The organism is Streptomyces sp. NPDC001663, from assembly GCF_042893105.1.
In the GTDB taxonomy this organism is placed as follows: domain Bacteria; phylum Actinomycetota; class Actinomycetes; order Streptomycetales; family Streptomycetaceae; genus Streptomyces.
Window position 1 is genome coordinate 1 of sequence record NZ_JBIAUR010000040.1, and the last position, 12237, is coordinate 12237.

The window sequence follows — 12237 nt, forward strand, 5'->3', positions numbered from 1 at the left end:
CAGGGAGCGGTCCGCACCCGTGGAAGTGCGCCCCGGGCAGACGCCCGCGCACTCCCAGCCGCTGATCCCGTACACCACGACGAGGGACACCATCGTGACGTCACCGAGCACCCTGTTGCTGGCCTGGTACGACGCGTCCGGGCATCTCCGGCTGGTCGCTCGCACCATGCCGCTCGCCACCGCCGTACGGCGCTCCCTCGGTGCACAACTGCGTCCCGCCGGTCCTGAGCATCCATGGCAGGGAGGCAGCTTCAGCGCTGGCTGGGCAACCCGCGGCGGACTCGAGTACCACCCCGTGCAACCCGACGTTGTGGTGGAGGTGCTCACGGACACCGCAATCGACGAGGGTCGCTACCAGCACCCCGTGCAGTTCGTCCGGACTCGTGACGACCTTGCCCCCGATCACCTCCCTCTCTTCGGCACCTGAGCGTCGGCTGCTCCAGTGCCGGCCTGCGTTCAGCTGACGGCTGCCGCGGCCGTCAGCCGCTTGCGGCCCAACGACCTTGGTGAGGATCAGGTCGCCGACGGGCGGCTGCACACCAGAGATCTGGAGGACGTGCAGCAGGGCTCCGGTGGCCTGGACCGGGACGGGCCCGCGGAGGGAGGCGACCGGCCACCGCACCGCGCTGCCCGCCCTGTGGGCCACGCGAGCATCCGGCTCTCGCTCAGCCCCCTGGGCGTGGCCGCTGCCGTCGAGCGCGTTCGCTGCGCTGGCCGACGTTGTGGCCGTGTCCTTCGGCGATGACGACTGTGGCCTGGACGACGATCGCGGGGGCTACGAGGCGTTGGGGGTGGTCGTCATGCCGAGGGCGCCGCGCAGGTCCTCCATGCACCGCTCGTACGCTGCGGATTCCTGGGGAGTGCTGGCGGCCTCGGCGGCCGTCTCCCAGAGCGCGAACAGCGTGAAAAGCCGGTCTCCAGGTTGTAGTTGCATTCACGGCACTGCGGGTGGTGAGCATAGATGCAGCTCAATGTCAGGGGCGGCTTCCCCTCCATGGCACTCCTTCTTACCCAGGATGAACTGGTGCTCACGTCAGCTCTGCTCGCGAGGTGCCTGGCCAATGTAGTGCCCGTCGGTGACGGCGATCTGCTGGAGCAGGTAGAGCATCCGGTCGGCGCGGCCGGGCGGGATCGGCAGGCGGACCGTTCCGGTCTTCCCGTTGAGGTCGCCTCGCCAGGTCATGACCATCTGGCGCAACTCGTGCCACCGGTCGTATCCGGAGGGGAACGGCCAGGAGATGCCCAGGCCGGCCAGGCCGTGGATGAGGTCCTTGAGGACCTCGCTCGCCCACACGAGCACCGTCTTGTCGGCGAGCGCGCTGCGGATGGTCTCGGCGGCCTGGTCCGAGTCGGCGGCGCCGTCCGGGATGCCTTTCGACCGGGGTGCAACGATGCGCAACTCGACGTCGACCAGGACTGTTCCGGCGGCGCCGAGCGCGGTCACGTGAGCGGCGGACGGCGTGCGCCGCTTGCCGGCGTCGGTGGTGCCGCGGTCGGTGTAGGCGACGTGGACGACGGCGAGGTCGCTGTCGTCCAGGAGGCGGGCGGCCCGGAGCTGGACGTGGGCGCGCGCTTCGCCGGCCTGGCGCTGGGCGGCGCGGAGCGGCGGCCGCGGCCAGTTGCGCGGCGCTCGCGGAGGTCGGCACTGAAGTTTGCCCGTGACCTCGGACACTCGATGGTTATGCCGCGAGGGTGTGTTGATGCCGCTGCCTGGTCTCGGCTGGGGTGAGGTAGCCGAAGGTTTTGTGCTTGCGCAGGCGGCGGCGGTTGTAGAAGGTCTCGACGAAGTTGAAGACCTCGGCGCGGGCGGTGGCCCGGTCGGGCCAGATTCGGGTGCCGATTTCCTCTTTGAGCAGGGCCCAGAAACTCTCCGCGGCGGCGTTGTCGAAGCATGATCCGGTGCGTCCGCAGCTCTGCCGCAGCCCCAACTCACGTATGTGGTCGCGGAATTGGGCCGACGTGTACTCGCTTCCGCGATCACTGTGTATGACGCAGCCGGGTTTCAGACCGGCTCGGCCCTGGGCCATGTTGAGGGCATCCACGACGAGTTCGGCCCGGTGATGGTCGGCCATGGCGTAGCCGACGACCTCGCGAGTGGCCAGGTCCAGCCAGCAGGCGAGGTAGAGCCAGCCCTCGGCCGTCGGGAGGAAAGTGATGTCTCCGACCAGCTTCGTGCCGGGGATGTCGGCGTGGAAGTCGCGGCCGATCAGGTCCGGGGCCGGCCTGGCCCTCTTGTCCGGCCGCGTCAGCGACCGGCGCCGGCGACGGTGGGCGCCCTGGATGCCGTGCTCACGCATCAGGCGGGCGACGCGCTTGTGGTTCACAGACCGTCCCAGACGCCGCAGTTCGGCATGGACGCGCGGGACGCCGTAGGTTCCACGGGAGGCGAGGTGGATGACCGTGATCTCGTGGGTCAAGGCCGCGTCGGCGGCCTGGCGGGCGGCGCGGGTCTTCTGCGCGGCGAGCCAGGCGTAGAAAGAGGAGCGGGCCACCTTCAGCAGCCTGCAGAGGAAAGCGACGCCGTGGGTGGTCTTCTCCGCCTCGATGAACGCGTACGTATCGTTCACCGATCGCTCTCTTTCGCGAAGAAGACCGCGGCTTTTCGCAGGACCTCGATCGTCTTTGCCTGCTCGGCGTTCTGCCTGCGCAGCCGCCTGAGCTCCTCGCGCTCCTGCGTGGTGAGCTCGCCAGGGCGGCCCTCGCCCTGGTCTGCCTTGGCCTGGCGGTACCAGCCGCGCAGGGACTCGGAGCTGATGCCGAGTTCCCGGGCGATGGCGGTGACCGTCTTGCCCGAGGAGTCGACGAGCGCGATGGCGTCCCGCTTGAACTCCTCTGTGTAACGCTTCGTGTACTTGCTTCCCACCTGGTGCTACTTCCTCTGGAACCTCAGGTCCCAGTCTCCAGGTGTCCACGATCAAGGGGAAGCTTCAGCACCGACTCGTTGATGAGCTAGAGGTCGAAGGTGTCGCGGCGGCCTGCACCGTCGCGGCCGTCCACCGTGGCGCGGACCGGTCCGCCCGGCTGGCGCGGCAGGTCGAGATCCTTCAACTGGGTCTTCGTCATGTAGATGTTGGCCGGTACCTCGCCCCAGTAGGAAAAGTGGCGGATCTGCGTGCTCTCGGTCATCTCAGCCCCCTCCTCGGAGATGTGCAATTCCTCGGCTCAGTCCGCGGGTTCGGCGTGCGTGTCGGGCGTGCCGACGGTGTAGACGTCCTTGAGCTTGACCTCGGTGACACCGCGGCCCTCATCAAACACCGCGCGCCAGTCGCCGATGACGTGGAGCTCGTCGGTGCCCATGGCGCGGACCACCATCAGGCCCTCGTCGTAGGCGCGGTGGGCCTTCCACCACAGGTTCGCGAAAGCCTGCGAGCGGATCAGATGCATCCAGTCGGTGCGGTACAGCTCCCGGTTGTAGTTCGACTCCCCCAGCGTGGAGACGAATTTCGAATACATCGCCTTGACGTACTCCAGCGTCACCTCGTCGTCCTCGGCGATCGCCTTGTCCCGGGCGTCCTTGAGGGCGACGCGGAACTTCTCCAGCAGGCCCTCTGTCGCCCCGGAGGTCCAGGACTCGTGGATCTCCGGCGGGTCGCACAGGCCGTACTTCGGTCCCGAGATCCGCAGCAGCAGGCGCAGGGTGGGTTCGGTCACCCACAGCGGGCCGGGCTCGTCCCGGTTGCCGATCGGGTTGGGCAGGTAGGCGTCGTGGTCCCAGGCGGGCGGGGTGATCAGGTGGACGCCGGCGCGGCGGCGGTCGTGGTGGTTGCCGGTGGAGTGCTCCAACTGGCCGAGCGGCAGGTGCGTCTTGAGCGCGCTCAGGTAGGCGCCGTTGATGTCGAGCGCGGTCACCTCGTGCTCCCCCGCGGGCAGTTCCGGCCGTGCCCACTTGGGGCGGGCCTCCCAGATCTGGTCCGCGCCGCGGGAGGACTGCTTGCGCAGGACGTCGGGCAGCCAGGGGTGCGCGACGATGTCGTAGCGGCCGCCCTTCCGGGTGTGGTCCAGCAGTGCCATCGCGTCCGGGATCGCCCGCTTCAGCAGTGCCTGGGTCGCTGCATCCACGTCTCCGGCGTGCTCGGAGAGCGCGGCCGTGACGGCGGAGCCGATCAGGTCCGGAGTGTCGGCGGTCTGCATGCGGCGGCCGACGGGCACGACCTTGACGCCGCGTCCCACCTGCCGCTGCCGGCCGGAGGGTTGTGCGCGCCGGGGTTCCGGGCGCGGAGCAGGCGTCTGCGGTACCGCCGGCTGGCTCGGCTGCGCAGGCTCGGCGGCGTTGCACTCGTCGGGGTCCAGGTGCTGGGGGAATCCCGCGACCTGGTGACTGGCGGGCTGCCCGCACAGCACGCACGGCTGGGGGGCGGTGAGCACGTCGACGTCGTCGTCCTGGCCGGCCGCCTGCGCGATATCCGCGCGAAGTTCATCCTCCGACTCCTCGGCCTGGGCTTCCTCGACTGCCTCCATTGCCTCAGCGGCCAGTTTGGCCTTCGCTCCCTCGAGGAAGTAGGCGTACTTTTCCCGCACTTCGCCGCTCGGGTCCCGTCCGGACTCCCAGCCCCCGACCGTGGATGGGCTGACGCCCAGGGCCTGCGCGAGCTGGGCGCGCGAAAGGTTCAGCTCCTCGCGCAGGCTGCGCCGCTCCTCGGCGGAAGGCAGCGCCACCTCCTTCTTGGCGCCGGCGAGCAGGGCGTCGATCGCGCCGAAGTCCGTCATCACACGCCTCCCTCGACGGCCGCAGGACGTTGGGGGCCAGACTGGCGGCCGGGGAGGCGGCGGCGCGTTGCAGGCAGTGCTTCCGTCGCCCGGGTGGGTCCTGCCAGGAGCTCGAGAACGTCGATGCCGTAGTGTGCAGCGACCGCCTCACAGTCCATCAGACTCCAGGCCGCGGTGCCGGACTGACGACGGCTCACCTGGGCCTGGCTCACCCCCAGGGCGGCGGCGAGCTCGGTCTGCGACTCGCCGGACGCATGCAGGAGCGCCGCCACCGCCGACCGCACCCGCTCTTCGAGACTCATACCCATGACGCAGACTCTATCACTGAAACCTCATGAACTATACGAATATCGCATTGCTGTTCGTTGCGGAGGCTGACTCGATCGAGGAAATCGGGTGCGCGTGCAGAACCTCGCTGCGGCGGAGCGCGTAAGACAGACGTGGAACCGCTCCAAGAGGCGCACATCGCCGAACCCGGGCTGCTCGTCATCGATGTCGCGGGCGCCGACGACGCGATCGTGATGGCCTTCCAAAACGCCGTCGCCCGGACATGGGGGAGGGTGCTGCGGCGGGTGGTGCTTCTGGAGAGCGCGGTCCCGCTCCTGGTGGTCGCCGTGGTGGCGATCGGGATGGGCTTCCTGGCTGCCCAGCTGTTCGTACAGGCACAGTTCCGGTACTCGATCCAGGCACCGGGAATCCAGTACTACGCGATCGTGCTCGCCGGGCTCGTAGCCTCGCTGGGAGTCATCGCCTCCACGGTGCCGCTGCTCAGGCGGATCACGGGACCCGAAACGGCACGCAACGACTAGCAAGAACGACGACCGCTCGGACCGGCTGACCGCAGCCTGTCCGAGCCGTTCGTCGTTCAGGGCGGCCTGGACCGCGAACCCACTGCTGCGAGTCCTGCTCGTGCTGACGAACACCGAGGATCGGCCACTGACGGATGAACTTCGCTGAAGACATCTGGCCGAAGCCGTGCTCGACTGGTGCCCGCACCGCGGCGAGGACCTTGTTGGACAGTTTCTGACCACGGGTCAGGGGGTCGTTCCGGGCGGCCTTGTAGCCGGTGATCACGGCCGGGTCGGCACCGGGTTCTCTGTCGTCGAGGCCGACGAAGCCCAGGTCGGCGATAGCGCCGAGTCCGGCTGCCCCCAGGCGGGCGGTGAGTTGGTCGTGGCGGCAGGCGGCGATCTCTGAGGTGCGTCCCGGTCGGGCTGCGGAGACCCAGAGCAGTCGTCCGCTGGTCGTCGGTGAGCGCGATCACGAGGAGCCCGTGGCATTTGCTCTTGCCGGAGTAGTTCTTCCGGTTGTCCGCGCCGGTGCGCCGCCGGGTGCGGATCAGGGTGCCGTCCAGGAGGACGATGCCGCCGCCCTCGCGGGCAATCTTCTTCAGTGCGCGATCCAGGCGTGGGGCGCGGTAGGCCAGCAGGCCGACGACCTCACGTACCCACCGGGTGACGGTGGTGCGGTGTATCCCGTTGCCTCCGGCCAGGTCGCTGGGCCGCTGGTCACAGCGCACCACTGCCAGCACGATGCCGGCGATCCTCCCGGCGGGCAGGGCCCGCCACCGGGAGCCGATCTTCTTCAAGTGGCCGCGTACCAGGTCGGCGAGGTAGTTCAGGGTAGAGGTCGACAGTGGCAGGCGGGCGGTGTAGACAAGGTCATCAGGGCCCTCGACGTGAGGGTTGTGTTTCTTCACACCAAACTCAACTGCCGCCGAGGGCCCGCCAGTTACGGCCGTATCCGTGTGGTCACGGGCGTGCGATGCACCGCCCGTCGGGCCGTTTGTGCAGGCAGCCGCGGTCGGCGAGTTTGGTCATCTTCGCCCGCAGAGGTTCAAGCTTGCGGGATGAGCAGCACTGCCCGCCCGGCCACCTTTGCTGATACCGGAGCGGCAGCCCGGCCTGTGCCTGTTCGGCCAGGCGGTTCAACACCCGCTCTGCAATCGCCAGTTCGTCCCGCTCGACCTGCACCTCGTCCAGCTGCTTGGTCAACTGCGCGGCGAGGGCGTCCAGTTCATTCCGGCGAGCGGTGATCCACTGCCGCTCCTGCATCCCCGCAGCCTCCCGCGAACTCGTGGCGTGCCGACCCGCTGACGGATCGTAGGCGCGGGTCGACGGGCGGCGCAGCCGAACCCGGCATCCCACCGGAACCGGACCTGCCCGATGATCTACGCCATGGTCATCGGCCACCGACCGGTCGAGTGCCTGAATCGCCACTCACAGCAGACCCGTGACCTGCGACTTCACGATGCACGGGCCTCACTCATCGGCGCTCCTGCCTTCCGCAACAACTAAACTGAAACCAGGGGCGCTTCAGCCGGCACACCGGAGCTCCTGGATCGTCCGGCCGCAGGTCTTCTCGGGTGCGCCGGTGCCGCTGGGCGGGCCGGCGTTTCGACTGGCCCGTCGGCCTGTGAAAGGCCACGAACCGGAGCACAGCTGCGACTGAGCCTTCCGGTTACGCGGCTGCCAAGTTGCGGGTGCGGTGGCACGGCGAGGGAAATCGCGGTCGTTCACTACACTCCGACCACTGTCACGCGTACAGATCGACCCATTTACCAGCCGATACCGCAAGCACTGATGAATCCGATGAGAACGCCATGGCGCGAACACGGCCGCTGTGTCGCAGCGGCCGGCCCATTGAGGCCCACGTGCTTGGATTCCAGAGGCGCACGACGCCGTTTGCGTCACCGGTGGCCAGAAGGGCACCGTTCGGTGCGAACGTCACGTGGTCGATGGGCCCGCTGTTGCCTCGCAGGCCCCCGACATACTTGCTCGTGGTGGTATCCCACAGGCGCACGCTCAAGCCGTCGGCGGTGGCCAGGAGATGCTCCGTCGGGGACAAGGCCACACAGGTCTGCGGCCCGGCTTGGGCATTGAGAGGCGCACCGATGGCGCTGCGTGACTCCACGTCCCACAGCCGCACGACGCCGTCTTGTCCGCTCGATGCCAGTCGTCGACCGGTGCGGGAGAAAACAGCCGACAAGACAGGGCCGCTGTGCGCTTCGAGCGGAGCCCCGTTCAGTGTGTGCGTGTCTGTATCCCAAAGGTGAACGACACCGTCCTGGCCACAGGTAGCCAGAAGGCCGCCGTTCGGAGAGACCGCCACCGACAGCACTGGGCAGCTGTGTGGTTCGAGAAAAGCGTACGTGCGGTTCCAGCCGTCGTCGCCGTCCTCCGCGTCGACGGGCTGCTTCCATGTCCACAGTCTAGGAATGCCGTCACGACTCAGCGTGGCCAAGGGCCGGTCGATGGAGGAGAGCGCCAGAGCCACCACGGGAGTGGAATGCGCTGCGAGATGCAAGTCGCGGGAGATTGTCATGTTGTAGGCATAGACGGAGCCGTCGAGCCCTCCCACGACGATCGTGTCTTCGTCATGTGGAAAGGCCATCGCCGTGACATAGGCAAAACGCTGCAGGCGACGTAAGGCAACAGGCTCGCCGCGCTGCATGCTGCCCGGTACGAGTCGAGCCGCCAGTGGAATCGTCGAAAGCTCAGCGGGACGGCGCTGCTTCAACCGGCGGCGGTTCTGGGAGTCGACCTCTCGGTGGGTGATACGCACGCGATTCAGGGCCGTCCAGCGCTCGCGCCATTCGGTGAGTTCCGGTGCCCTTCGGCTCGGCGGCACAATCTTCGCACCAGTTTCATCGAATGCCATCACCGTGCGCACCAGCCACAGCAGTTTGTCCAGCGAAATGAACTTAGTGCCACGAAAGGCAGTGCTCATCGTTGCCAGCGAGCAGGCGCTGCTCCGGTCTGCACCAAGCGCCTTCAGTCCGTGGGCGCGAATCTCCCTGGGACTAGGGCTGCCATGCTGCTCCCGCAGCGCGGTAAGAGCTCGGCCAAGATCCAGACATGCCTCTGAAAGGCTAAGGTCCAAGGGTCTGCGCACCGAACAGTCACCTCCGACTCCTACCTCTGAAGTGCAGGTTAGGACACATCGAGGTGTTCAGTCTGAACTCCACTGAACGCGACTGAAACTGACGACCTGGCCTCCGGATGTCGGACCTGTTCAGCCTGCTGCCCAGGCATCAAGGCCGGTCCGCATGCTGGCAGCATGAATCCGCTGCCACCGGGCAATCCCGGCTCTGCGGGCGGTCCTACGCCGGAGCCGCCCTTCCTGTCCCTGCGAACCGCTGTCGTCCTGCTCGCCTCGCTCGATATCGGCCTCATCGTCGGCACCCTCACCCTCTTCACCGGCTCTCCCGTAGCCGGCGCGGTGCTTGCCGCGCTATCCGCAGCAGGCGCAGCCGTGCCAGCGCTGCACATACTGATCGGCCCGTCTCACTGATCACCGCCTGCGTCGTGCTCACCGGCTGTGCCGACTGAGCGCGCTGCACCGGTTGTCAGCCGGGAAAGTAGACCGTTCCCAGGTCAGAGGTCGTTTTCTTCTGCTGTTTCATCCCGGAAACTGCTGTTTGGTCTGTAGTGTCGGGTTGCGCCAGGAGATGGTGGTCTCGCCAGTGAGACGGCGAGCCATGAGATTGGACATGGCGATGTGGATCATGGCTTCGGAGCCGACGGGCAGGGTCTAACGACCCGCCGAGATAGTTTGGTTGGCGTTGCGAGCAAGGTGAACGCCCTGTTCCTGGCCCCCCTCTGGCCAGGAACGCATCGGCGAACAGCACCACATCAGCAAGGTGCTGCCCGTCGAGCAGATGACGCACCCGGTAGGCCCAGTTGGCGCCACATCCGGCACGTACCTGCCCCGCGTCGCGGACCATCTCGAAGACGGCCAGCTCAACGGCTTCGGAGACTGACCCGCAGACGGCGCCACCGGCCGCCCGCCCGCTCAGCCAACCGAGTGAATCACACTCCCCCGATTGGGTGGTGACGTTCCCTCACATGCCAGCCGCAGGTGCAGGGGGTGCGGGTAACGATTCCGCGCAGAGAGACGGACCCCACAGATGACCCTGTTCGGCGTCGAGCACGTCCTCCCCCGCGACCAGGAGACGGAGGCCCTGGCCGGGACCGAACTGCGCGAGCAGGCAGCCAAGGCGTCGACGTACTGTCCGCGGCTGTCGGCGAGGACCCTCAGACCCTGTACGGCCGGGTCCTCAAGCTGGTCAACCTCCCCCGGCTCTCCGACGCAGACGACCACGACCTGCGGGAGATCCTCCGGGAGCTCCGCATCTGCGAGCAGGAAGGACGTCGCGTTTACCGCGCCCGTCTGCGGCGCGTCACCCGGGTCGACCGGCCGGGAGGTATCGGCCGTCTGCCCCGGCCCCGGTCGGTCAAGGGAGCGAGCGCGCCGGGGACTTGCGCACTGTGCGGCGACGGTCACACCACGGGTGAGCTGATCGGCCGCCCGCCGTTCACGGAGACCCTCCCCTACGTGCCGGTCGGCTGGCTGTGCTGGCACTGTCTGGCCCAGCGCCGCCAACAGCCGCGCCGCCGCGACGTCCTGCTGCGCTTCTTCCACGCCCTGTTCGCCGGCATGGAAGGCGTCGGCCTCAACGGCCACGAGTGCGCAGTACTGCTGGACTGGCTCACCCAGGAGCCGGGCCTCGCCAACAGCAAGCCGTGGACGGCCGACCCACTGGAGAACACCCTGGTGCGGCTGCGGACCAGCGCCGCCGACGGGAACCCGGCCACCTGGCTCAGCGCCCAGACCGCGCACACCATCATCGCCGTCCTGCAGGAGGCGCCCGCCTCCCCGAGCACGACGTCCCGGGACGGCGAGACGCTCGAGGCCCTGGTCCAGCACCTGGCCGAATGGGAGACCAACCCCGCCGGCGTGCGACGGGCGCAGTACGGAACGGGCTGGCGCTACCGCCAGCGGGTACTTGAGCTCACCGCCCTGTCCGAACGCGGTGGCCCCTTCCACCTCTTCCAGTGCCGGGTCAACCGTTCCGGTTAACACGGACCTGCATTCTGCGTGCGGCCATCAGACGTCTGTACCGGTTCGCGAAGTGCTCGATGTCGGCTCTGGCGACACGTATGTACAGGAATTGCCGGGCCAGGCTTTCGACATCACCGACGTGCCAAACGGAACTTATTACCTGCAGATTCTCGCCAATCCCGCGAGGGTGCTCCACGATTCTGACACGACAAATAACTCTTGTGAGCGCAAAGTGACCTGGGGGGCACTGGCGCGCGAACTGTGACGCTGCCGCCATACGAACTCGTCGACGCACCGTGACCACGACCTTCCGCATGAAGCCCTAATACTCCAGCCGTAGATCGCTGGTGCGACGTCCGACCGACCGCGCCTACGGGTGCGTGTCCGTGATCGCGATGACCTCGTCGAGGCGGTCCAGGGCGGCCTGCAGGTCGTCGACCTTGGCCTGGATGCGGTCGCGCTCGGCGCGCAGCATGGCTCGTTGCTCGGCGTCGGTGTGCCCGGTGTCCCAGCATGGAAGGAGTTCCGCGATCCTTCGGCTGGTCAGACCGGCGGCGAACATCTGCTGGAAGAAGCGCACCAGGGTGACGGTGTCCTGCCGGTAGAGGCGCTGGCCGGACGGGCTGCGCTCCGCGATGAGCAGCCCCTGCTGCTCGTAGTAGCGCACGGCGCGTACCGAGACGCCGGCGCCCCGTGCCACCTCGCCGATGCGGACCAGCCGCTCGGCCGCAGCCTCCGTGACGGTCATGGTGATTCCTCTCGCCCCGGTCCTGACGGCCAGCACTTGCCTCTGACGCTAGCGTCAGGTTTTAGCGTACCGGGCATGGATATCAACAACTCCGTCGCCCTTGTCACCGGAGCCAACCGCGGCCTGGGCCGCGCCTTCGCCCAGCGCCTGCTCGAACGGGGCGCCCACAAGGTCTACGCGACGGCCCGCCGACCGGAGACCGTGGACCTGCCCGGGGTCAAGGTGCTCCCCCTCGACATCGCCGATCCCGCATCCGTGAGGGCCGCCGCCGAGGCCGCCCCGGACGTCTCGCTACTCATCAACAACGCGGGAATCAGTACGGGGACCGACCTGGTGACCGGTTCGCTGGACGCGGTGCGGCACGAGCTGGAGACCAACATGTTCGGCCACCTGGGAATGATCCGGGAGTTCGCGCCGGCGCTCGCCAGGAACGGCGGGGGCGCGATCGTCAACGTCCTCTCCGCCATGTCGTGGTTCGGGGGCAAGGGCGCCAATGCCTACCACCTGACCAAGGCCGCCGCCTGGGCCATGACCAACGGCGTCCGCCTGGAGCTCGCCGATCAGGGCACGCTCGTCACAGCGGTACACCTCGGCCTGGCCGACACCGACATGGCGGCGGGCTGGCCCGTGGACAAGATCGCTCCGTCGGACCTGGCCGATGCGGCGCTCGACGGTGTCGAGGCGGGCTCCGCCGAGGTCCTCGCCGACCAATGGAGTCGGGACGTCAAGTCCCGGCTGCCGCTGACGCCGGAAGAGTTCAACGCCGCGATGGACCGCGCCCTGGCGGCGCTGATGGCGGCCTGAGGGGCCCTCGGGCCGCGCTGACTTCGGTGTGTTGCTTCTTAGTTTGGCGTTTATCGTCCGTGGTCGAACATGGCCTCGAACTTGATGACGTTCTCGGCTGAGTGCCTGACGTGAGAGCGGCCTTCGTCTGATCC

Annotated in this window: 14 protein-coding genes and 4 pseudogenes; 6 read left to right on the forward strand and 12 right to left on the reverse strand. The window is 67.9% G+C overall.

Annotated elements, in window-relative coordinates:
- Positions 1-427 (forward strand): annotated as a pseudogene (locus ACFY1L_RS55045) (hypothetical protein); the annotation flags it as partial.
- Positions 428-775: 348 nt separating this feature from the next.
- On the opposite strand, the gene ACFY1L_RS55050 reads toward ACFY1L_RS55045, so the two are convergent.
- The 7 genes from ACFY1L_RS55050 to ACFY1L_RS55080 form a co-directional block, all read right to left on the reverse strand.
- Positions 776-934: a hypothetical protein gene (locus ACFY1L_RS55050; protein WP_388843132.1), complete on the reverse strand. Its 159-nt coding sequence runs from the start codon at positions 932-934 to the stop codon at positions 776-778.
- Between the two features lie 99 nt (positions 935-1033).
- Complete coding sequence (locus ACFY1L_RS55055; protein WP_388843133.1) at positions 1034-1672, reverse strand: hypothetical protein; 639 nt, start codon at positions 1670-1672, stop codon at positions 1034-1036.
- A gap of 7 nt (positions 1673-1679) precedes the next feature.
- The gene (locus ACFY1L_RS55060) at positions 1680-2567 is read right to left on the reverse strand and encodes an IS3 family transposase (RefSeq protein WP_232649536.1); all 888 of its coding nucleotides are present in this window, start codon (positions 2565-2567) and stop codon (positions 1680-1682) included.
- Positions 2564-2863 carry a transposase gene (locus tag ACFY1L_RS55065; RefSeq protein ID WP_232649535.1) on the reverse strand — a complete coding sequence of 100 codons (300 nt, stop codon included), beginning with the start codon at positions 2861-2863 and terminating at the stop codon, positions 2564-2566. Before ACFY1L_RS55065 ends, ACFY1L_RS55060 begins: the two co-directional genes overlap by 4 nt.
- Before the next feature lie 86 nt (positions 2864-2949).
- Complete coding sequence (locus tag ACFY1L_RS55070) at positions 2950-3126, reverse strand: hypothetical protein (protein WP_388843134.1); 177 nt, start codon at positions 3124-3126, stop codon at positions 2950-2952.
- Between the two features lie 36 nt (positions 3127-3162).
- Positions 3163-4707: a helix-turn-helix domain-containing protein gene (locus tag ACFY1L_RS55075; protein ID WP_388843135.1), complete on the reverse strand. Its 1545-nt coding sequence runs from the start codon at positions 4705-4707 to the stop codon at positions 3163-3165.
- Complete coding sequence (locus ACFY1L_RS55080; RefSeq protein ID WP_388843136.1) at positions 4707-5015, reverse strand: helix-turn-helix domain-containing protein; 309 nt, start codon at positions 5013-5015, stop codon at positions 4707-4709. Before ACFY1L_RS55080 ends, ACFY1L_RS55075 begins: the two co-directional genes overlap by 1 nt.
- Before the next feature lie 132 nt (positions 5016-5147).
- On the opposite strand from ACFY1L_RS55080, the gene ACFY1L_RS55085 reads away from it, so the two are divergent.
- Positions 5148-5516: a DUF6207 family protein gene (locus ACFY1L_RS55085; protein ID WP_388843137.1), complete on the forward strand. Its 369-nt coding sequence runs from the start codon at positions 5148-5150 to the stop codon at positions 5514-5516.
- On the opposite strand, the gene ACFY1L_RS55090 is transcribed toward ACFY1L_RS55085, so the two are convergent.
- The 3 genes and pseudogenes from ACFY1L_RS55090 to ACFY1L_RS55100 form a co-directional block, all read right to left on the reverse strand.
- Complete coding sequence (locus tag ACFY1L_RS55090) at positions 5485-5940, reverse strand: transposase family protein (RefSeq protein WP_388843162.1); 456 nt, start codon at positions 5938-5940, stop codon at positions 5485-5487. The genes ACFY1L_RS55085 and ACFY1L_RS55090 overlap by 32 nt on opposite strands.
- Before the next feature lie 518 nt (positions 5941-6458).
- Positions 6459-6761 (reverse strand): annotated as a pseudogene (locus ACFY1L_RS55095) (hypothetical protein).
- A gap of 481 nt (positions 6762-7242) precedes the next feature.
- Complete coding sequence (locus ACFY1L_RS55100) at positions 7243-8436, reverse strand: WD40 repeat domain-containing protein (protein ID WP_388843138.1); 1194 nt, start codon at positions 8434-8436, stop codon at positions 7243-7245.
- Positions 8437-8766: 330 nt separating this feature from the next.
- Between ACFY1L_RS55100 and ACFY1L_RS55105 the strand changes: the two genes are divergently transcribed.
- Positions 8767-9000: a hypothetical protein gene (locus tag ACFY1L_RS55105; protein ID WP_388843139.1), complete on the forward strand. Its 234-nt coding sequence runs from the start codon at positions 8767-8769 to the stop codon at positions 8998-9000.
- 108 nt (positions 9001-9108) lie between these two features.
- Here ACFY1L_RS55105 and ACFY1L_RS55110 read toward each other — a convergent pair.
- Positions 9109-9240 (reverse strand): annotated as a pseudogene (locus ACFY1L_RS55110) (IS5/IS1182 family transposase); the annotation flags it as partial.
- 804 nt (positions 9241-10044) lie between these two features.
- On the opposite strand from ACFY1L_RS55110, the gene ACFY1L_RS55115 reads away from it, so the two are divergent.
- Positions 10045-10569 (forward strand): hypothetical protein, encoded by a 525-nt coding sequence (locus ACFY1L_RS55115; protein ID WP_388843140.1) that lies wholly within the window; start codon positions 10045-10047, stop codon positions 10567-10569.
- Positions 10562-10851 (forward strand): annotated as a pseudogene (locus ACFY1L_RS55120) (lysyl oxidase family protein); the annotation flags it as partial. The gene ACFY1L_RS55115 and the pseudogene ACFY1L_RS55120, both read left to right, overlap by 8 nt.
- A gap of 70 nt (positions 10852-10921) precedes the next feature.
- On the opposite strand, the gene ACFY1L_RS55125 reads toward ACFY1L_RS55120, so the two are convergent.
- Positions 10922-11299: a MerR family transcriptional regulator gene (locus ACFY1L_RS55125; RefSeq protein WP_055704887.1), complete on the reverse strand. Its 378-nt coding sequence runs from the start codon at positions 11297-11299 to the stop codon at positions 10922-10924.
- A 75-nt stretch (positions 11300-11374) separates the two neighbouring features.
- Here ACFY1L_RS55125 and ACFY1L_RS55130 point away from each other — a divergent pair, with 75 nt between their 5' ends.
- Positions 11375-12103 carry an SDR family oxidoreductase gene (locus ACFY1L_RS55130; protein ID WP_388843141.1) on the forward strand — a complete coding sequence of 243 codons (729 nt, stop codon included), beginning with the start codon at positions 11375-11377 and terminating at the stop codon, positions 12101-12103.
- Positions 12104-12237: the final 134 nt, after the last annotated feature.